Source organism: Actinomadura madurae, assembly GCF_900115095.1.
Classification (GTDB): domain Bacteria; phylum Actinomycetota; class Actinomycetes; order Streptosporangiales; family Streptosporangiaceae; genus Spirillospora; species Spirillospora madurae.
The window spans coordinates 82,564-101,255 of the sequence record NZ_FOVH01000024.1 but is presented as its reverse complement, the minus strand read 5'-3'; the positions used below and the strand labels follow the sequence as shown (position 1 = coordinate 101,255).

The window sequence follows — 18,692 nt, the reverse complement described above, 5'->3', positions numbered from 1 at the left end:
CCGCAGAATGGCGGTATCGACGCTGGCCTTGGCGCAGACGTTGCTGAACGGGCTGTTCATGGGCTGCCTGTTCGGGAGCATCGCGCTGGGGATCACGATGAAGTGGGGCCACCTCGGCGTCCCCGACTTCTTCCACCTCTCGCTCACACTGCTGGGCGCATACCTGACCTACACGCTGCTCACCGAGCTGCTGTGGAGCCCGTTCCTGACGCTGGTCGTCACGGTGCCGGCGTTCTTCCTGGTCGGCGTGGTGGTCCAGTACTTCCTGCACGTCATCAAGGCCGAGGCGTTCACCAGCCTGCTGCTCACGTTCGCCCTGTTCATCGCCGCCGAGGGCGTCGTGTCGATGATCTGGAGCCCGGATCTGCGGAGCATGCGGTCCTGGCTGTCGGAGGGGCTCACCGAGAGCATCCAGGTCGGCTCGCTGTCGGTGTCCCCGATCGACCTCGTCGCGGCGGTGTTCGCGGTGGTCATGGTCGGGGCGTCGGCGCTCGCCCTGCACCGCACCCGGTGGGGCCGGGCGGTCCAGGCGATGCGCCAGGACGGTTCGATCGCCGAGACCCTCGGCGTGCGGATCCTGCCCATCACCCTGGTCATCTCCGGGCTGGCGGCCGCGAGCGCCGCGGCCACCGGCATGGTGGTGGCGCTCAAGATGCCGCTGTCGCCCGGCCTGCCGCTGAACTGGGTCGGCACCGTGGTCGTGGCGACCCTGCTGGGCGGGCTCGGCCGGCCGCTCGGCGCGCTGCTCGCGGCGATCCTGCTGATGATGATCCAGAACGCCTGGTCGCTGTGGTTCCCGCCGGAGTGGTCGCCGGCGGTGACGTTCGGCCTGCTGTTCGCCTTCCTCGCCCTGCAACCCCTCGCGCGCCTCTTCCGGGAACGCCTGTCGTCGGGAGCCACCCGTGAATCGCTGGCTTGATCCGTCGCTCCGCCGGCCGCTGCTGATCGTGGCCGTCGGCGTGCTGCTCGTCCTCGCCGTCCCCGCGTTCGGCTCCGGCTTCGCGGTCTCGTTCGGCTACCAGTTCCTGATCTGGGTCGCGCTGGCGCTCAGCTGGAACCTGTTCTCCGGCAACTCGGGGTACGCGAGCTTCGGCCACGGCGTCTTCTTCGGCCTCGGCACCTACGCGGCCGCCGCGGTGCTCCGCTCGACCGACGCCCCCTTCGTCGTCGCGCTGCTCGTCGCGGGCGCGGTCGGGGGCGCGCTCGCCCTGCTCGTGGGGCTCGCGGTGTTCTCGTCGCCGCGCTTCGCCGGCGACCTGTTCGGCCTGGTGACGCTGGCGATGGCGTTCATCGTGATGACGATGGTGTCGAACGTGTCGTTCCTCGACGGCGGCACGGGCGTGTTCGTCCGGGAGCACACCGCGGGCAGCTGGATCGGCTCGTCCGCGCGCCACCTGTACATCGTGGCCGCTCTTCTGGCCGGGCTGAGCGCGGCCACGGCCGTGGCGACGTCCACCACGCGGTGGGGCACGGCCCTGCGGTCGATCCGCGACGACGAGGCGGTCGCCGAATCCCTGGGCGTGCCGACCTACCGGTACAAGGTCGTCGCCTTCGCGGTGAGCGGGGCGCTGGCCGGGCTGGCCGGTGCGCCGCAGGCGGTGTTCCTCGGCTACGTCGAGGTGGGCGCGGTCTTCGCGCTCAACATCCCGCTGTTCGTGATCATGATGGCGATTCTCGGCGGCATGGGCCGCTGGTGGGGGCCGGTCATCGGCGCCGGGCTGGTCGTGACGCTGCGCGAGGCGCTCCTCGGGCTGGGGTCGGCGGAGATGGCGCAGGTGATCGTGGGGTTGAGCCTCGTGGCCGTGATCGCGGTGATGCCCCAGGGCGTGTCCGGCTTCGTCTCGCGCGCCGGTGCGGCGCTCGGCGTCCGGGGAGGAGCACGATGACCCTGCTGCGCTGCGTCGACGTCACCAAGCGGTTCGGCGGGGTGACCGCCCTCGACCGCGTCGGCCTGGAGGTGTCGGAAGGCGAGATCGTGGGCCTGGTCGGGCCGAACGGCTCGGGCAAGACCACCCTGCTCAGCGGGATCGCGGGCTCGCTCGCGGTGACGGGCGGGTCCGTGGAGTTCCGCGGCAGGGACATCACCCGGTCCAGTCCGCACCGGCGCGCCCGCCTGGGGATCGCCCGGACCTTCCAGGTTCCGCGGCCGATGGGCTCGTTCACCGTCGTCGAGAACGTGGCGACCGCGTGCATGTTCGGCCGGGACCACATGGCCAGGTCGGCGGCGGTGGAGCGCGCCCGCGGCGTGCTCGACCGGGTCGGGCTGGGGAAACACGCCGACCGCCCAGTCGACGTCCTGAACCTCCACGAGCGCAAGTTCCTAGAGATCGCCCGAGCGCTGGCGCTGGATCCGCAGCTGATCCTGCTCGACGAGGTCCTCGGCGGGCTGAACCCGTCGGAGACCGAGGAGGGGATGGAGCTGATCTCGTCGCTGCGGGACAGCGGGGTCGCCGTCGTCTACATCGAGCACAACGTCCGGGCGGTCGCGACCTTGGCCGACCGGATGTACGTGCTGAACCAGGGGCGCAACCTGGCCAGCGGCCGTCCCGAGGACGTGCTGGCCGAGGCCTCCGTGGTCGCCGCTTACCTGGGAGGAGTGGTCGATGCTTGACGTCAAGGGTCTCAGGGTCAGCTACGGCGAGGCGGTCGCTCTGCGCGGGGTGGATCTGCGGGTCGAGCCGGGCTCCGTCGTCTCGCTGGTCGGATCGAACGGCGCCGGCAAGAGCACCCTGGTCAAGGCGCTGATGGGCATGCAGCCCATCAGCGGCGGGACCGTCACGTTCGACGGGGACGACATCACGGGGCGGCCCGCGACGGACCGGCCCGCGCTCGGGATCGCCCTGGTGCCGGAGGGGCGGCGGCTGTTCAAGGACATGTCGGTGCGCGACAACCTGCTGATCGGCCTGCACCATCCGGTGGCCCGGCGCCGGGCGAGCGGCGCGCTGGACGAGGTGTACGAGCTGTTCCCGATCCTGGGCCGCCGTCCACGCCAGCTGGCGGGCACGCTGTCGGGCGGCGAGCAGCAGATGGTCGCGCTCGGCCGTGCCCTGATCTCCAGGCCGTCGCTGCTCGTGCTCGACGAGCCGTCGCTCGGGCTGGCGCCCATCGTCGTGCGGGAGGTCTTCGCCACGATCGAGCGCGTGACCGCCGCCGGCGTCACGGTCCTGCTGGCCGAGCAGAACATGCAGAAGGCCCTGGAGCTGTCGGACCGGGGCTACGTCCTCGCCGACGGCACGGTGGTCCTTGAGGACACCGGTGCCGCGCTGTTGAAGTCCGACAGCGTGCGCAAGGCGTATCTCGGGGACCGATGAGCACGGCAGCCGGCGGGCCGCCGCGGCTGGGCCGCGCCCCGTGGACGACGGCCGGCGACCTCGACGCCGCGCAGCGCGGCCTGGTCGACCGGATCCGGGACGACTGGGGCGACGGTTCGCTCGGTGTGAGCCCCTTCGACTCCGGCGGCCGCCTGGTCGGCCCGTTCGACCTGATGGCGGCGAGCCCGCACGTGGGCGCGGCCGTGCTGGAGGCCGCGGCCAGCTTCCGTGACTCGGACCTGGCGGTCATCGAGCGTGAGCTGGTGATCCTGGTCGTCGCGGTCGCGGAGCGCGCCGGCTTCATGTGGGCGGGGCACCGTCCGGTGGCGCTGGCGGCGGGCCTCGCCCCCGAGGCGGCCGAGAGCATTCGCGCGGGCGAGGTGCCCCGGTTCGGCGAGCCGCTGCGCACCGTCCATCGCGTGGCCCGCCGCCTCGTCGACGAAGGCGACCTCGACGACGCCGCGTTCGACGACGCCGTCGACCGGCTCGGCTGGAGACGGCTGCAGGAGGTCGTCTGGCTGACCGGTCTCTACCGAGCCCTCGGGCTCGCCATGCGGGTCGCCCGCAGCCCCCTACCCGGAACGGATCTGGCCGGAACAGAGCTGGAAGGACGAGACGAACGTGACCACTGAGGCGATCCTGCGGGACTACCTCTCGGCGGCGATCCGGCGCCACGGATCGCGCCGCGCCGTGGTGGCAGGCGGCGAGACCTGGACGTACGCGGACCTGGAGCGCGCGTCGCGGGCGGTCGCGGGCCACCTCGCCGAGCTCGGCACCGGGCCGGGCGACCCGGTCGCGATCATCCTGCGGAACGGCGCCGAGTACGTGGTGGCCGACCTCGCCATCGCGCTGCTCGGGGCGGCGAAGGTCCCGCTGAACCTGATGCTGTCGACCGAGGAGCAGGCGTACATCCTGGCGGACTCCGGCGCGCGGGTGTGCCTGATCGAGGCGGACCGGCTCGACGTGATCGGGGCCGCGCGCGAGCACGGCGCCGATCCGCTGGTCGTGGTCCGCGGCGGCGGGGCCGGCCCGGGATCCTGGGACGCCGCGGTGAGCCACGCGCCGCTCGCCGCCGAGCCGCCCGTGCCGCCGGACGCGCTGGCGCTGATCATGTACACCGGCGGCACGACGGGACGGCCGAAGGGCGTGCTGCACACGCAGCGCGGGATCGCGGCGAACCTGCTCTCGCACCTGGTCGAGATGGAGCTCGGCGCCGCGGACGTGCTGCTGCTGACGTCGCCGCTGCCGCACAGCGCCGGCTTCCTGCTGCAGGCCGCGCTCTCCAAGGGGGCGTCGGTGTTCGTCGAGCAGGGCTTCGACATCGAGGTGGTCCTCGACCGCATCTCCCGCGACCGGGTCACCTACCTGTTCATGGTGCCGACGATGATCTACAGGCTGATCGACGCGGTGGCCGCCCGCGCGGACATCGACACGAGTTCGGTGCGCACCATCCTGTACGGCGCCGCGCCGATCAGCCTCGAACGGCTCCGGGACGGCCTGCGCAGGTTCGGGCCGGTGTTCGTGCAGCTGTACGCGCAGTCGGAGGCGCCGAACTTCCTGACCCGCCTGCGCCGCGACGACCACCGCGTCGAGGGACGGGACGTGCGCCGCCTCGCCAGCTGCGGCCAGCCGGTGGTGATGGCCCGGGTCGAGGTGCGCAAGGAGGACGGGTCGGCATGCGAGCCGGGCGAGGTCGGGGAGGTCGTCGCCCGCGCGCCGTACACGATGATCGGCTACCTGGGCCGGGAGCCGGAGACCGCCGAGGCCCTGCGCGACGGCTGGCTGCACACCGGCGACCTCGGCTACCTCGACGAGGACGGCTACCTGTACCTCGTGGACCGCAAGAACGACATGATCATCACCGGTGGGCTCAACGTGTACTCCACCGAGGTCGAGCAGGCGCTCGTCCGGGTCCCCGGCGTGCAGGAGGCGGCCGTCACCGGCGTCCCGCACCCGGACTGGGGCGAGGCCGTCGTCGCGTTCGTCGTGCCCGAGCGGTCCGACGTGACGGCCGAGGCGATTCAGGCCGTGGCCCGCGAAGCCCTGAGCGCCTACAAGCGTCCCAAGCGGGTCGTCCTCGTCGCGTCGCTGCCGGTGACGGCGGTGGGGAAGATCGACAAGAAGGAACTGCGGCAGGGTTGGCCGGGCTGGTGACCAAGAGGTCAGCCGGTCTTTCCCGGAGCCTTCAGGCGGCGTATGACGACACCGAGCACGCCGGCTCCGGAAAGGTAGCCGTAGTGGCGGGAGTCGAAGCTCGCCATGGTGTTGTCGCCCAGGATGAGCATGCGGCCGTCCGGTACGGGGGTACCGGCGGGGGCCGACACCCTGGCGGCCAGCGACGCGGGCACCGGGTCGCCGGGCACGGCCGCCGCCCGCTTGATCACCCAGGCGTGGCCGGAGCCGCCCCGGCGTCCGTGTGCGGCGGCGCTCGGGCGGCGGTCCGTCCCTTGGCGAGCGGTGTTCTCGACCACGACGATGTCGCCGGCCCGGACGTGCCGCAGCGACCGGCGGCGGACCAGGACGCGGTCGCCCGCGTCGAGCGTGGGCCGCATGCTCTGGCCGTCGACGTCGATGACGACGTAGCGGCGGCGCAGCCAGGCGATGAGCGCGGCGGTCCCGGCGAGCGCGGCTGCGGCGGCGAGCACGGTCCCGGTCATGGCGTGGGCACGTCCATGGCCGGGTCCGGCTGGTAGCCGCTCGCCTGCAAGGTGAACAGCTGGGCGTACCTGCCGTCCGCCGCCATCAGCTCGGCATGGCCGCCCTGTTCCACGATCCGTCCCTGGTCGAGGACGACGAGCAGGTCGGCGTCGCGGACGGCCGCGAGCCGGTGCGAGATCAGCACGCTGGTCCGGCCCGCGCGGTGCTCGCGCAAACGTGTGTGGATCTCGTGCTCGGCTTCGGCGTCCAGGCCGGAGCTGGGCTCGTCGAGGATCAGCAGGTCGCGCTGGTCGCGCAGGAAGGCGCGGGCCAGCGCCAGCCGCTGCCACTGTCCCCCGGACAGAGGGACACCGACCTCGGGGTCCCTGTCATCGTCTCCGAGGTCCGGCGAGAACAGCTTCGTGGAGAACAGGCGCGACAGCGGCGTGTCGTAGCCGCGGGGCAGTGCGGCGAGAGCGTCGTGAACGCCGGCCTTGCGAGCCGCGGCCTGCACGCGGTCGCGGTCCCGGTCGCGGAGGTCGCCGAGCCCGATGTTGTCGGCCGCGGTCAGGTCGTACTCCATGTAGTCCTGGAACACCACGCCGATCCGTGACCGCAGGTCGGCCGGGTCGATGTCGCGCAGGTCCACCCCGTCCCACAGGATCGCGCCGCGCTCGGGGTCGTAGAACCGGCACAGCAGCTTGACCAGCGTGCTCTTGCCAGCACCGTTGCGGCCCACCAGGCCCACCGACCGGCCGTGCGGAATCGTGAGGTTCACATCGCGCAGCGCCCAGGGGTGCTCCGACGAGTAGCGAAACCACACCCCGCGCAGCTCGATGCCTCGACGCAACGGCGGTGTCGCCCGCGCTCCGGCAGGCACCGGCAGATCCGGCTCACTTCCGGTGACGGTGAGGTAATGGTCGAAGAGCAACAACTGGTGGTCGACCTGGGTCACGTTGCTCACCAGGGAGGTCGCGGCGGCCTGGACGCCCGCTACCGAGGCGATGAGCAGCGGTATGTCACCGGCCGTGAGTCCACCGGACCGGGCGGTGAAAAGCGCCCACAGCAGCCCTGCCCCGGAGATCCCGGCGGCCAGGACTCCCAGCCCGGACTGGGTGAGCAGGTCGCGCCGGTCCATCCGGCGCCGCTGCGCGTTGGCCTCCTGCCGCTGCGCGGTCATCAGTTCGCGGAAGTACCGGGCGGTCCCGAACAGGCGGAGTTCCTTGGCCGCCTGGACGCTGCTCAGCAGCCGCTGGAAGAAGGCCTCACGCCGCTCCATCGGGGTGATCCGCCACATCATCCCCGCGCGGAGCCGGGACAGATGCAGGTGGGCGACCAGTGCCGGGACGGCCGCGAGCGTCACCGCCAGCGTCAGCCAGCGGCTGATCAGCAGCAGCGAGCCGAGGAACGCGACGATGGTGATCGCGCCGCGGCAGACGGTCAGCACACCGAAGACGAGCATCGCGGGGGCGCGGCCACCGGCTCCCTGGGCCATCGCCAGCCGGTCCAGGAACGCCGGGTTCTCGAACCTGGCCAGGCCGGGGAGCCGCTCGACCGCCGCGAAGAGCCGGTCCTGGGCGGTCAGGCCGATCCGGCGTTCGAGCTCCTGCCGGATGTAGAACGACATCTGCGGCAGGACGGCGACGGCCAGCCCCGCGACCAGGAGCCCGCCGCCCATCCAGGCCAGCGCCGAACCGCTCGCGGGCGGCCCCGTTATGGCGTCCAGCGCGAGCTTGGTCAGCCACGCCACCGAGACCGGCACCAGCGCCGCGACCAGTTCGAGCGCCCCGTAGCCGAGGATCTGGTGGCGGCCGGCGCGCCAGGCCAGCCCCAGGGCGCCCCTGATCCTGGCAGCACCGGCTCTGACCCCGGTCCTGACCTCGCCCTGGGTGTCGCGCATGAGCGGCGGTCACACTCCGGCGGCGGAGGCCGAGCGGTTCAGCTCCATGCCGCTGGTGACCACGGTCCCGGACTCGTCGAAGATGCCGAACGCGGGGAAGGAGCCCAGCCCCAGCGCCGTGCCGATCTCACCGGTCACCGGCGGCTCGACGACGACCCGGGCGACCGGCTCCAGCCGCTCGCGGTAGGTCTCCGTCTCGTCCTCCGATCCCACGACGAGGGCGATCACCTGGTCGCGTCCACCGGAGAACGTCCTCGCGTAATCGATGAAAGCGGGCAGCTTCTCCTCGCAGGCACTGCACCCCGGCGCGAGGGCGCCGATCAGGGTCAGGCCGGAGAGCCCGTCCCGGGACACCGGCTCGCCGGTGGTGGCGACGGCCTCGAACGACCCGGCGGTCTCCCCCTCGTCGAGGATCGCGTAGGGCCGCCGTCCCCCGGACGACAGGTTCGAGATCAGCTCGGTGTGGTGCCGGAGCCGGCGGACGACGCCGAGCGTGAGGACCAGGTCCAGCAGGCAGACCGCGAGTGCCAGGAGGGCCAGCGCCGCGACGAAGGGCATCAACGCGAGAATCCTTTCGTGGCGTGGTGTCCTTCTGGAGACACCACGGGACGGAACAGTCCGGCAAGGTCGTCGGCGGTCACCACGAAGGCGGCGACCACGGCACCGGCGACCGCGGCGATGACGCCGCCCGCCGGCTCCAGCGGCCCGGCCGCGACCGCGCCGGCGGTCGTTCCGAGGGCGGCGGCAGCGGCGAGCACGCCGTTCCGGACCAGATGCACCCCGCTGACCGGCCGGTCCGAGCCCCCGAAGCACTGGCAGGGTGCGCGATCCCCGCGCCGCAGCGCGGCCAGGACCGCCACGGCGAAGGCCATCGCCAGAAGACCGGCGAGGGCGAAACCGATCCACGCCGTCCCCGGCGGCACCAGGAGCACCAGCACCGCCGCTTCAGCCGCGATCACACCACCGGCCACCACGGGTGCCGGGATCCGGGAGAGCACCCACCCCGGTCCCAGCCGGCCGGCGGCCGCCACGAACCGGGCGTAGGACTCGCGGCCGCGAAGCTTGCCCAGGACCGAGGCGGCGAACACCAGCCCGACCATGCAGCGGCACCCCAGCGCGACGTACGCCATCACACACCCTTTGACGCGGGACTAGCAGGGGTGGGGGTTGGAGTAGGCGCAGTAGGCGCCGGCAGGGCACCGTCCGGGTGCGGTTCCGCCCGGGGTGTAGCAGCACCACCAGTCGCGGGTGCGGTCGCAGACACCGTCATACCAGCAGCACGTGTCCCTGGCGGACGCCTGCGCCTGGGGGACCACCAAGCCGAGCAGGCGGTCACCGAGCTCTTCGAGCTTCGCGAGCATTCTCAAGTCTCCTTCGTCGACCGGCGACCATGAGATCACCAGCCGTGTTCAGATCAGCTTCATCGCCGCTTCACCGCAGCTAGGCTGCACCCCATTCCGTCCTGCGGATATCGCAAAGTTCCGCGCGCTCACGCGTAGCCGGGGCCGGAGCGGACACGTCGCTTGTCGGCGGCGCGGTCGGTGAGAAGGAGGCCGGCATGCTCCATCCCGATCCACCGTTCCGCCCGGTTCGCCGATCGGAGGGCTATCCGCGGCTGGAGGACCTGGGCCTGGTCGGGGACGGCACGACCGCGGCGCTGGTCGCCCTGGACGGTTCGATCCCGTGGCTGTGCCTGCCCCGCTTCGACAGCGAACCGCTGCTGTCCGGCCTCCTGGATCACGCGCGCGGCGGGCACTTCACCCTGACGGTGGCGGACCTGCGGGAGGCGCGCCAGTACTACGAGCCCGACACGGCGGTGCTGGTGACCGAGCTGCGCGGCCCGTCCGGCCTGGTCAGGGTCACCGATGCGCTGGGCCTGCGCGCGGGCGCGGACCTGTCCGACGACGCGGGGGCGGGCCGGGACGAGCTCGTCCGGTCAGCGGTCGTCCTGGACGGTGCCGTCCGGCTGCACGCGGAGCTGTGGCCGCGCGACGGCGCGCAGGCCCGCGTTCTGGCCAGCGGGCTGGAGGTGCGGGCGGCGCGGCGGCCGGACCTGCGCCTGCATCTGCGCTCCAACCGCCCGCTGGACGGGCTGAGCACCGTGCACGACCTGACCGAGGGCGAACGTCTGGACCTGACGCTCTCCTGGGGCCGCCTCCACCGCCACCACCGGTTCGACCCCGGGACGGTGCTGCGCCAGACCGCCGAGGCGTGGCGCCGCTGGATGGGCGGCTTCGGCTACGGCGGCCCGCAGGAGCCGCTGGTCCGGCGCGCCGCGATCACGTTGAAGCTGTGCGACGACTGGGTCAACGGCTCCATGGTGGCGGCCCCGACGTCCTCGCTGCCCGCGCCGATCGGCGGGGTCCGCAACTGGGACTACCGGTACGCCTGGATCCGGGACGCCGCCTTCACCGTGTTCGCGCTGCGCCGCGTCGGGTTCCGATGCGAGGCGGACGGCTTCCTCGGCTGGGTCCTGGACGCCTTCGAGAGCGGCCGCCTGCCGCGGATCATGTACACCCTGCGCGCCGATCCCGTCCCCGAGGAGATCCCGGACGCCGGCCTGGAGGGCTACCGGCGCTCGTCCCCCGTGCGGTGGGGCAACGGCGCCGCGGACCAGCGTCAGCACGACATCTACGGGGAGGTCCTCGACTGCGCCGACCAGTGGCTGCTCGCCGGCGGCGACCTCCAGCCGGCGCTGTGGTCCAAGCTGGCGGAACTGACCGAGACCGCCGCGGACGCGTGGCGGCACCCGGATCAGGGGATCTGGGAGGTGCGCAGCGAGGGCCGGGTGTTCACCTACTCGGCCGGGATGTGCCAGGTGGCGCTGGACCGGGCCGCGTCCATCGGCGCGCGGCTCAGCCTGCCCGGTCCGATCGACACCTGGCGTGCCAAGGCCGAGGAGTTGCGCCGGCTCATCCTTGAGCGGTCGTGGGACGAGGACGCGCAGTGCCTGAGCGAGCACCTCGACGGCGGCGGGAGCCTGGACGCGAGCCTGCTCGCGCTCCCGCTGCGCAACGTCGTCCCGGCCGGCCACCCGAGAATGAGGGCCACCACCTCGGCCATCGCCGAACGCCTGTCCGCGGGGGACGGCCTGCTCTACCGCTACCTGCACGACCGGTCGCCCGACGGCCTGCCCGGCGACGAGGGCGCCTTCCTGCTGTGCAGCTTCTGGCTGGTCGACAACCTCGTCCTGCAAGGCCACATCGAGCAGGCCCAGGAGCTGTACGCCTCACTGTGCTCCCGGGCGAGCCCGCTCGGGCTGCTTCCGGAGCAGATCGACCCGTCGACGGGCACGTTCATGGGCAACTTCCCCCAGGCGTTCAGCCACATCGGCATCATCGCCAGCGGCGTCACCCTCGCCCGAGCGGAAGCGGGCGGCACGGCATGAAGGGACCACGGCATGAAGGGACAGGGGCATGATCGACCGGCTCGTCGTCTTCGGCGCCACGGGCGACCTCAACGCCCGCTTCCTGCTCCCCGGGCTGGCCGCCCTGCGGGCCGCCGGGCACCTCCCCGACGGGTTCCGGCTGACCTGCGCCGACCGGAAGGGCTGGAGCGACGGGGAGTTCCGGGAATGGGCGGCCGGGCAGCTCGACCGGCACGACCGCTCCTCCCCCGCCGAGGTCAGGACGTGGCTCACCGGCGCCGTCCGCTACCGCCGGGCGGACGCCACCGACACCGCCGACCTCGCCGACCTCGTCGCCGGTGACGGGCCGGTCGCCCTCTACCTCGCCCTTCCCCCGGCGGTCTTCCCCGGCACCGTCACCGCCCTGCGCGGGGCGGGCCTGCCGCCGGGCAGCCGGATCGTCCTGGAGAAGCCGTTCGGTGAGGACCTGGACAGCGCGGTGGAGCTGAACCGGCTGCTGGCGGAGGTCGTCCCCGAGCAGGCGGTGTTCCGCGTCGACCACTTCCTCGCCATGACCACCGTCCAGAACCTGCTCGGCAGCCGGCTGGCCAACCGCGTCCTGGAGCCCCTCTGGAACAGCGCGCACATCTCCGAGGTGGACATCGTCTGGGACGAGTCGCTCGCGCTGGAGGGCCGGGCGGGCTACTACGACGGCGTCGGGGCGCTGAGGGACATGGTGCAGAACCACCTGCTCCAGGTGCTGTGCCTGGTGGCCATGGAACCGCCGCTCAGCCTCGACGAGCGCGACCTGCGCGACCGGAAGATCGACGTGCTGCGCTCGGTCCGGCCCCTCACCGAGGAGGACGTCCTGCGCCGCACCCGCCGGGCGCGCTACACGGCCGGCCGCGTCGGCGACCGCGACGTCCCCGCCTACATCGACGAGGACGGCGTGGACGCCCGGCGCCGCACCGAGACGTTCGCCGAGGTGGAGCTGCGGCTGGAAAGCTGGCGCTGGTCCGGGACGACCTTCCGGATCCGCAGCGGCAAGGCGCTCGCGGAGGACCGCAAGGAGGTCGCGGTCCACTTCCGGCCCGTCCCGCACCTGCCCTTCGGCCACGCGGGGGAGGCGCTGCCCAACGTGCTCCGCTTCGGCCTCGACCCGGAGAACATGACCCTGGGGCTCACCGGCATCGGCTCCGGTGCGCGCACCCTCACCCCGCTCACCATGACGGCGCGGATGGAGGCCCCCGAGCTGCCCGCCTACGGACGGCTGCTGCTGGACGTCCTGCACGGCGACGCCGCCCTGTCCATCCGGGGCGACGAGGCGGAGGAGGCCTGGCGCGTCCTCGCCCCCGTCATGTCCGCCTGGGCCGCCGACCGCGTACCGCTCCAGGACTACCCGGCCGGTTCTAGCGGACTCCGGCGACCACCTCGTTGACCGGGAAGCGTGCGGGTCGCCCGGTCAGAACCCGTACGGCCCCTTCCGCGGCGATGCGCCGCACCGAGGCGATCGCCTTCTCGGAGTAGTACGCGGCGTGTCGTTGCCCGGCGGGCTGGCGGGTATCAGCTCGTTTCCGGGGTTCGGTGGAGGTCGAGGACCGATGCCGGGGGTGGGGTTCCGGCTTCGGGCGGGGTGGCGGCGGTCAGGCGTGGGAGCACGGTCTCCGCGGCGGCGAGGTCCTGGACGCCGAGGCCGATGAGTCTGGCGACGGTGATCTGGGTTCCGCTCCGGCGGGCGTGCCCGTCCGGGACGAGGTCGCCGAGTTCCGCGCCGATGCCGGCCTCGGTGACGGCGTGCGCCGCGAGGGCGGCGCGCAGGTCGCCGGCGTGGACGGGCGCGTCGGCCCTGCTGTCGACGACGAGGAGGTCCGCGCGCCGGAAGCACTCGGGGTCGAGTTCGGCCTTCGTCGCGTCGTCGGCGCCGACGGCGGTCACGTGCTGTCCGGGGCGCAGCCAGGACCCGGCGACGATCGGCCGCCTGCTGGAGGTCGCGGTGACGATCACGTCGGCGAGCCGGACGGCCTCCCGGGCGTTCGCCACGACGGTGGCCGTGACCCGGGGCGCCCGCGCGCTGATCGCCGCCCGCAATGTCCGCGCGGCGTCGGCGCGCCTCCCCCAGACCAGGACGGTGTCGATGGGACGTTCCGCGATGGCCGCCAGCGCCTGGAGGTACGCCTGCACGCCGGTGCCGAGGACGGCGAGCGTGCGGGCGTCGCGGGGAGCGAGCAGCCGGGCGGCGAGGGCTCCCGCCGCCGCGGTGCGGACGTCGCTGAGGTGGTGCTCGTCCTGCAGCAGCGCCAGGAGGTCCCCGGTGGCGGCGTCGTGGACCGCGACGTATCCGCTCCCGCCCGGGAGGCCGCGGGCCGCCCGCGCCGCGAACCATGCCGCCACCTTGACGGTGAACACCGGCCGGCCCGGCAGCCAGGCCGACTTGACGTGCACGTCGCCGTCCGGGCCCGCGGGCGCGAAGACCGCGAGGGGCGACGCGCCGAGCCCGCGGCTGAAGGCGGCCAGCGCGCCCGCCACCGGGTCCACGAGGTCCTCGAACCCGATGGCGCGCCGGATGGCGCCGGCCTCGAAGATCTGCGGGGCGCTCACAGCGGCTCCGGGAGGGCGCGCAGGCGTCCCGTGCCGACCACCGCGACACCGCCGCCCACGGTGACCCGGACCGGCCGCTCCGCGGGGCCGTACGCGGTGATCGCGATGGTGCTCGGCCTGCCGGTGAGGCGTCCCTGCGCCAGCGGGGTCTCGACGCCGTCCCCGGCGCGCCCGTGGTGCAGGAGGTAGGCGGCGACGCATCCGGCCGCGCTGCCGGTGGCGACGTCCTCGACGACGCCGTCGTTGTTCCAGTGCCGGCCTTCCGGGACGGAGGCGTCGAGCACGTAGGCGAACTGCGCGCCGTGGCGTGCGAGGAAGCCCTCGAAGTCCGGGGAGGCGATCCGCGCCCGGACGAGCGCGTCGCCGTCGCGCACCGGGACGATGAGATAGGCGAGGCCGGTGGACCAGACCTGGGGCGGGAGCCGCCGGTCGAGATCGTCGGCGGACAGCCCGAGCCGCTCCGCGATGGACGCGGCGTCCTCGGCGGCCGGTGTGCCGACCAGCTCGGGCGGGCCAGCGTCCATCAGCGCGGTGAGCCGGCCCGGGGCGCTCCGGCGCGTGGCGACCCGCACCGGCCTCGCGGGCAGGTGGATCGTCCATCCGCGGTCGGCGCCGTCGGGCGTGCCGTCGAGGTCGTGCAGGACGGCGGCCGCTCCCAGCACCGGGTGCCCGGCGAACGGGAGCTCCTCGTTCAGGTCGAAGACCCGGGCGTCGGCGGACGGTCCGTCCGGCCACCGCGTCACGAAGATCGTTTCGAAGTGGCGCAGCTCCCTCGTGACGGCGGCCATCTGGGCCGCGGTCAGCGGGGGCGGGTCGACGAAGACGGCGAGGCTGTTGCCCGCGTAGGGCTCGTCGGAGAAGACGTCGACATGGTGATACGCGACGGGGCCGGACGCGGTCTGGTCTTGGGGCATGGCGCCAGGCTAGAAAGCCGTCCGCCCATCGAGAAGAGCAATATCGGCATGGTAGGCATAAGATTTTCGAATGGAGAGGGATTTCGAGATCGCGGACCTGCGCTCGTTCGCGGGAGCCGTCCGCGCGGGCAGCATCACCCGGGCCGCGGCGGCGCTCCAGCTGAGCCAGCCGACCGTCAGCCAGCGCATCCAGCGGCTGGAGCGGGCCGCCGGAGAGCGGCTGCTCCTACGGGAAGCGCGCGGCATCCGGATCACCCCCGCCGGCGAGACCATGCTCGCCTACGTGGAGCGGGTCCTCGCGCTGCACGACGAGGCGCGGGCGGCGGTCGGCCGGCGCGGGGACGCGCCGCACGGGCGGCGCGTGCTGGGCCTGCTCGAAGACCTCGCGATGACCACCCTGCCCACCGCCCTCGCCGACGTCGCCGCGCTGCACCCGGGGATCGAGCTGGAGGTGGTCATCGGCGCCGCGGCGGCGCTGCGCCCGCTCGCCGATCAGGGCCGCGTGGACCTGGTGTTCGGCGACCCGTCCGTGATGAGCGAGAACGCCGTCCGGTGGCGGCGCCGGGTCCCCCTCTTCTGGACCGCCGCGGCCTCGCTGGATCCCCTCACCGATCCGCTGCCGCTGGTGATGTTCTCCCAGCCGTGCCAGTGGCGGGCTCCGGTTCTGGACGCCCTCAACCGGCGAGGACGGGCGTGGCGGATCGCCTTCCAGAGCAACAGTGTCCACGCCGTCCAGGCCGCGGTCAGCGCCGGTATCGGGGTCGGCGCGCTGCTGGCGGGCAACATCCCCGCGGGCGCGGCTCGCCTGCCCTCCCGCCATGGCCTGCCGGATCCGCCCGAGGTGGACATCGCCGTGTCACGGCGGCCCGGCACCGAGGCGGATCCGGCTCTGGACGGTCTCGAACGCCTCCTCCTCCGGACGGTCGAGCCGTAGCACGCCCGCCCGCGCGTCCTCGCTAGAACGGGGGGCGGTTGAAGCCGGTGTGGAGGAGCCAGATCGCACCGAACGCGGACGAGGGGCGGTCGTTGAAGTCACCGCGCTCCGGCAGGCGTTCCAGGAGGTCCAGGACGGCGGAGATGTGGCCGCGCTCGGCGGCGGTCTCGATCAGTTGCGCGGTCGGGTGCTGTCGCCGCGAGTGCGGCATGCCCTGGATCCGGGCGTGGTCCCGGGCCAGGTCCCGGACGTCCTGGCCGGTCGGCGCCGGAGGCCGGACCGGGGGCGTGCCCCGGTGGGCCAGTTCGACGAGGTCGTCGCCGATCGCCCAGTTGTGATCTCCCCACGTCTCCATCAGGTCGGCGCGTCCCTGCTCGGCGAGGACCGTCAGCACCTCGTACGGGACGTCCCAGCCGGGCAGGCCCTGGAACTCGCGGGCCAGGTCGAGGCGACCGGTGCGCAGCAGGTACACCAGCCACTCCGCCTCCCAGAAGAAGCCGCCGTCCGGGTGCCCGGCGCGGTCGTCCAGGAGGGCGCGTACGAGATCGTCGCGTCCGCACTCCAGCATCGGGTGGATGACGGCGATGTGGTCCTGCCACGGGTTGGGTTCGAGGGCGATGGACGCGCGGGCGTGCCGGAACCACTGCTCGGCGGAGGCCGCGTCGCCCAGCGCCTGGCAGGCGGCGCCGAACCAGGCCGACCTGTCGGCGTCGAACATCTTGGGGTCCACCGAGGGGTACAGCGACCGCGCGAGGGCGAAGGCGTCGCGGGCGGACGCCGCGTGCCCGGCGCGGACGAGGATCACGGCGACGCCGGACGCCGCGGCGAGCCGGTCCGCCGGTTCGGGGATGTCGCCGACGAGGGTCATCGCCGCCTCGGGCTCGCCGTGCCGGGCACGGAGCCGGGCGGCGGCCCGCAGATGGTCGGCGATGTGGGTGCCCCAGCTGTACCGGTCGAGGTCGGCGAGGGAGGCGCGCGCCGCCTCGAACAGGTCGTCCACGCTCGCCGTGTTCGGAGGCGGCCACTCCCCGGAGTCGTCGCCGTCCGGGTCCAGCTCCTCGCGAAGCTCGCGGAGGATCTCGCCGTCCTCGGAGTCCAGCACGTCCGCGGCGGTGCGGGCGTCGGGCAGCACGCGAAGCTCGCCCCAGCGGACCGGCCAGGCGTGGCGTCGCCCGACTCCCCAGGCCAGGAGGGCGTCCAGCTCGTCCTCGCGGCCCTCCGGAGCGATCACGGCGTCGGGCTGGAGCGTCATCGCCCAGTGGTCCTCGTCGAGGGCGAAGATCTGCCCCTCGAACTCCTCGACGGCGTCGCCCTCCACCGGACGCGGGCCCGGCGGGACGTACAGGGAGTAGAAGTCGCCGACGACCTCGCCGGTCTCGACCTTCACGAACTGCATGACCGCGTCGTCGAGCACCACCAGCGTGTCGTCCACGCCCCAGTAGACCGTGTCGGCGCCGCCGGCGAGCACGCTGCGGATCAGCCGGGGGTTCGCCGGATCGGCGAACGACCAGATCTCGGCGGACCCCTCGATGGTCAGGAAGGCGGCCCGCTCGCCGCCGGGGGCCCAGGCCCAGGCGTTGTGGTCGCCCTCCTGATCCCCCCACCCCGAATGCGGGACCTGGGCGCTGAAGACGAGGCGGTCGTCGTCGAAGACGTGCACGCCTCCCGTCTCGGCGGTGCCGGTGGGGGGCGTCAGGACGGCCAGCCGGTTGACGGTGCGGCCCGGAGCCCAGTGCAGGGAGACGGGCTTGCCGAGCGCGAAGGGGCCGCAGCGGATCCGCCCGGTGGACGCCTCGCGCAGGAACAGGCCGCGGCGGGAGACGGTCGCGACGAGGGCGCCGTCCGGGCTGAGACGGGCGAGACGTCCGGGCGCGTGCCAGACGACCTCGCGCGTCGCCGCGTCCACGCTGATGGCGTTCGACCCGTACAGCCGGGCGCCGTCGGGCGACCACGCCGGGTCCTCGATCCACTGCCCGACCAGCCAGTCGCCGTCGCCCCGTTCGAGCGAGGCGAAGGCGTCCCGGACGGCGTTGGGCAGCCGGCGCGCCAGCAGGTACGGGTGGTCGGTCTCCACATGGTTGGGCAACCAGCTCAGGTGGCCGCGGTCCAGGGGGACGATGCAGCCCTGGAGCCCGCCGTCGCCGTTGGTGCCGCAGTGGAAGTAGACGCTGCGCCCGTCCGGGGAGAGGGCGAAATCCGACGGGCGGGAGTTGCCGTCCGACACGTCGATCGTGGCGAGCGGCTCGCCGTCGAAGGTCCAGACCCCCACCGTGTTCGTGCGGTGGACCATGGCGATGCGGGACGAGTCGGCGGACCACTGGATCGTGCGCGCGTAGCGGGGCCACCCGATACCGCCGTCGATCCGGCGGACGGTGTTGACGCACCGGCCCGTCGCGACCTCCCAGATCTGCAGGACGCCGCCCGCGTCGTAGTCGTCGCCGACCCAGCTCCCGGTGGCGAGGTAGCGGCCGTCCGGGCTCATCGCGTGGGCGACGATCTCCGTGTCGTGGCCGTACGGGTGCTGGAGCCGCGCCTCACCGGTGTCGATCAGCCGCCGGGTCGCCAGCCGGTGAGCGTCGGTCACGCCCTCGGCGCGCTCCAGCTCGTCCAGCCGGGCGCGCAGCGGCGGGACGTCGCGCTCGGGCGTGAAGGCCGGCCAGTCCGCCCCGTCGAGCAGCGCGTACAGAACGCCGGATCCGCGCGCACCTGCCAGCTCGGCGACCGACACGAACGGCCGGGGAGGCGCCTCCACCGGGTCGGCGGCGCCTTCCTCCCGCTCCAGCATGCCGATCAGCGCGTCCTCGTCGAGGTACGGCGTGCGGAGCATCGCGTCGGTGCGGGGAACGGGCCCTCGCTCGCCGGGGGCGACGACGATGAGGTCGGTCTCCTCGGTCGCCTCCTCCGCCACCCGGGCGCCGAGGGCCTGGAGCCGCCGTGTCGCGGACTCCCTCTCGATCTCCCAGAAGTCCCCGTACAGCACGACCGTGCGCCCTCGCAATTTCATGATCAACGGACCTTATCGGTCTGACGCGACATCGGCGCAATCCGTAAC

Annotated in this window: 17 protein-coding genes; 9 read left to right on the top strand and 8 right to left on the bottom strand. The window is 73.3% G+C overall.

The window, feature by feature from the left end; all coding sequences use genetic code 11:
* The first annotated feature begins 7 nt into the window (after nucleotides 1-7).
* The 6 genes from BM339_RS42540 to BM339_RS42515 are packed head-to-tail and all read left to right on the top strand — an operon-like array spanning nucleotide 8 to nucleotide 5,465.
* Nucleotides 8-919 carry a branched-chain amino acid ABC transporter permease gene (locus BM339_RS42540; protein ID WP_021591164.1) on the top strand — a complete coding sequence of 304 codons (912 nt, stop codon included), beginning with the start codon at nucleotides 8-10 and terminating at the stop codon, nucleotides 917-919.
* On the top strand, nucleotides 903-1,886 hold the full coding sequence (locus tag BM339_RS42535) for a branched-chain amino acid ABC transporter permease (protein WP_075024519.1): 984 nt from the start codon (nucleotides 903-905) through the stop codon (nucleotides 1,884-1,886). The genes BM339_RS42540 and BM339_RS42535 overlap by 17 nt, the downstream gene beginning before the upstream one ends.
* Nucleotides 1,883-2,611, top strand: coding sequence for an ABC transporter ATP-binding protein (locus tag BM339_RS42530; protein ID WP_021591166.1), 729 nt, complete (start codon nucleotides 1,883-1,885; stop codon nucleotides 2,609-2,611). The genes BM339_RS42535 and BM339_RS42530 overlap by 4 nt, the downstream gene beginning before the upstream one ends.
* Nucleotides 2,604-3,311, top strand: coding sequence for an ABC transporter ATP-binding protein (locus BM339_RS42525; RefSeq protein WP_075024518.1), 708 nt, complete (start codon nucleotides 2,604-2,606; stop codon nucleotides 3,309-3,311). The genes BM339_RS42530 and BM339_RS42525 overlap by 8 nt, the downstream gene beginning before the upstream one ends.
* The gene (locus BM339_RS42520) at nucleotides 3,308-3,943 is read left to right on the top strand and encodes a carboxymuconolactone decarboxylase family protein (RefSeq protein ID WP_075024517.1); all 636 of its coding nucleotides are present in this window, start codon (nucleotides 3,308-3,310) and stop codon (nucleotides 3,941-3,943) included. Before BM339_RS42525 ends, BM339_RS42520 begins: the two co-directional genes overlap by 4 nt.
* Complete coding sequence (locus BM339_RS42515) at nucleotides 3,933-5,465, top strand: class I adenylate-forming enzyme family protein (protein ID WP_075024516.1); 1,533 nt, start codon at nucleotides 3,933-3,935, stop codon at nucleotides 5,463-5,465. Before BM339_RS42520 ends, BM339_RS42515 begins: the two co-directional genes overlap by 11 nt.
* A gap of 8 nt (nucleotides 5,466-5,473) precedes the next feature.
* Here BM339_RS42515 and BM339_RS42510 read toward each other — a convergent pair whose 3' ends face one another.
* From BM339_RS42510 to BM339_RS42490, 5 genes are read right to left on the bottom strand one after another with little or no spacing between them, the layout of a single operon-like run.
* Nucleotides 5,474-5,968, bottom strand: coding sequence for a S26 family signal peptidase (locus tag BM339_RS42510; RefSeq protein WP_075024515.1), 495 nt, complete (start codon nucleotides 5,966-5,968; stop codon nucleotides 5,474-5,476).
* Nucleotides 5,965-7,848 (bottom strand): ABC transporter ATP-binding protein, encoded by a 1,884-nt coding sequence (locus tag BM339_RS42505; RefSeq protein WP_075024514.1) that lies wholly within the window; start codon nucleotides 7,846-7,848, stop codon nucleotides 5,965-5,967. The genes BM339_RS42510 and BM339_RS42505 overlap by 4 nt, the downstream gene beginning before the upstream one ends.
* 9 nt (nucleotides 7,849-7,857) lie before the next feature.
* Nucleotides 7,858-8,406: a TlpA family protein disulfide reductase gene (locus BM339_RS42500; protein ID WP_021591172.1), complete on the bottom strand. Its 549-nt coding sequence runs from the start codon at nucleotides 8,404-8,406 to the stop codon at nucleotides 7,858-7,860.
* Entirely contained in the window at nucleotides 8,406-8,978 is a 573-nt protein-coding gene (locus BM339_RS42495; protein WP_075024513.1) for a MauE/DoxX family redox-associated membrane protein, read from the bottom strand. Before BM339_RS42495 ends, BM339_RS42500 begins: the two co-directional genes overlap by 1 nt.
* Before the next feature lie 21 nt (nucleotides 8,979-8,999).
* Entirely contained in the window at nucleotides 9,000-9,209 is a 210-nt protein-coding gene (locus BM339_RS42490) for a hypothetical protein (RefSeq protein ID WP_021591174.1), read from the bottom strand.
* Between the two features lie 197 nt (nucleotides 9,210-9,406).
* Here BM339_RS42490 and BM339_RS42485 point away from each other — a divergent pair, with 197 nt between their 5' ends.
* Nucleotides 9,407-11,236 carry a glycoside hydrolase family 15 protein gene (locus BM339_RS42485; RefSeq protein WP_075024512.1) on the top strand — a complete coding sequence of 610 codons (1,830 nt, stop codon included), beginning with the start codon at nucleotides 9,407-9,409 and terminating at the stop codon, nucleotides 11,234-11,236.
* A gap of 28 nt (nucleotides 11,237-11,264) precedes the next feature.
* Nucleotides 11,265-12,632: a glucose-6-phosphate dehydrogenase gene (locus tag BM339_RS42480; protein ID WP_021591176.1), complete on the top strand. Its 1,368-nt coding sequence runs from the start codon at nucleotides 11,265-11,267 to the stop codon at nucleotides 12,630-12,632.
* Nucleotides 12,633-12,757: 125 nt separating this feature from the next.
* Here the strand turns inward: BM339_RS42480 and BM339_RS42475 are convergent, their stop codons facing one another.
* Both BM339_RS42475 and BM339_RS42470 read right to left on the bottom strand, forming a co-directional pair.
* Nucleotides 12,758-13,792 (bottom strand): ornithine cyclodeaminase family protein, encoded by a 1,035-nt coding sequence (locus BM339_RS42475; RefSeq protein WP_021591177.1) that lies wholly within the window; start codon nucleotides 13,790-13,792, stop codon nucleotides 12,758-12,760.
* Nucleotides 13,789-14,706, bottom strand: a complete 918-nt coding sequence (locus tag BM339_RS42470) for a PhzF family phenazine biosynthesis protein (RefSeq protein WP_075024511.1) — start codon at nucleotides 14,704-14,706, stop codon at nucleotides 13,789-13,791. The genes BM339_RS42475 and BM339_RS42470 overlap by 4 nt, the downstream gene beginning before the upstream one ends.
* Nucleotides 14,707-14,776: 70 nt before the next feature.
* Between BM339_RS42470 and BM339_RS42465 the strand changes: the two genes are divergently transcribed.
* A complete protein-coding gene (locus BM339_RS42465) occupies nucleotides 14,777-15,640 on the top strand; it encodes a LysR family transcriptional regulator (protein WP_021591179.1) in 864 nt (287 codons plus the stop codon).
* A 22-nt stretch (nucleotides 15,641-15,662) separates the two neighbouring features.
* On the opposite strand, the gene BM339_RS42460 is transcribed toward BM339_RS42465, so the two are convergent.
* Nucleotides 15,663-18,644, bottom strand: coding sequence for a BRCT domain-containing protein (locus BM339_RS42460; RefSeq protein ID WP_143118823.1), 2,982 nt, complete (start codon nucleotides 18,642-18,644; stop codon nucleotides 15,663-15,665).
* Nucleotides 18,645-18,692: the final 48 nt, after the last annotated feature.

Coding starts and splice junctions, on each gene's coding strand:
- BM339_RS42540 (WP_021591164.1), top strand. CDS start 8: ATGGCGGTATCGACGCTGGCCTTGGCGCAGACGTTGCTGAACGGGCTG.
- BM339_RS42530 (WP_021591166.1), top strand. CDS start 1,883: ATGACCCTGCTGCGCTGCGTCGACGTCACCAAGCGGTTCGGCGGGGTG.
- BM339_RS42525 (WP_075024518.1), top strand. CDS start 2,604: ATGCTTGACGTCAAGGGTCTCAGGGTCAGCTACGGCGAGGCGGTCGCT.
- BM339_RS42520 (WP_075024517.1), top strand. CDS start 3,308: ATGAGCACGGCAGCCGGCGGGCCGCCGCGGCTGGGCCGCGCCCCGTGG.
- BM339_RS42510 (WP_075024515.1), bottom strand. CDS start 5,968: ATGACCGGGACCGTGCTCGCCGCCGCAGCCGCGCTCGCCGGGACCGCC.
- BM339_RS42505 (WP_075024514.1), bottom strand. CDS start 7,848: ATGCGCGACACCCAGGGCGAGGTCAGGACCGGGGTCAGAGCCGGTGCT.
- BM339_RS42500 (WP_021591172.1), bottom strand. CDS start 8,406: ATGCCCTTCGTCGCGGCGCTGGCCCTCCTGGCACTCGCGGTCTGCCTG.
- BM339_RS42495 (WP_075024513.1), bottom strand. CDS start 8,978: ATGGCGTACGTCGCGCTGGGGTGCCGCTGCATGGTCGGGCTGGTGTTC.
- BM339_RS42490 (WP_021591174.1), bottom strand. CDS start 9,209: ATGCTCGCGAAGCTCGAAGAGCTCGGTGACCGCCTGCTCGGCTTGGTG.
- BM339_RS42485 (WP_075024512.1), top strand. CDS start 9,407: ATGCTCCATCCCGATCCACCGTTCCGCCCGGTTCGCCGATCGGAGGGC.
- BM339_RS42480 (WP_021591176.1), top strand. CDS start 11,265: ATGATCGACCGGCTCGTCGTCTTCGGCGCCACGGGCGACCTCAACGCC.
- BM339_RS42470 (WP_075024511.1), bottom strand. CDS start 14,706: ATGCCCCAAGACCAGACCGCGTCCGGCCCCGTCGCGTATCACCATGTC.
- BM339_RS42465 (WP_021591179.1), top strand. CDS start 14,777: ATGGAGAGGGATTTCGAGATCGCGGACCTGCGCTCGTTCGCGGGAGCC.
- BM339_RS42460 (WP_143118823.1), bottom strand. CDS start 18,644: ATGAAATTGCGAGGGCGCACGGTCGTGCTGTACGGGGACTTCTGGGAG.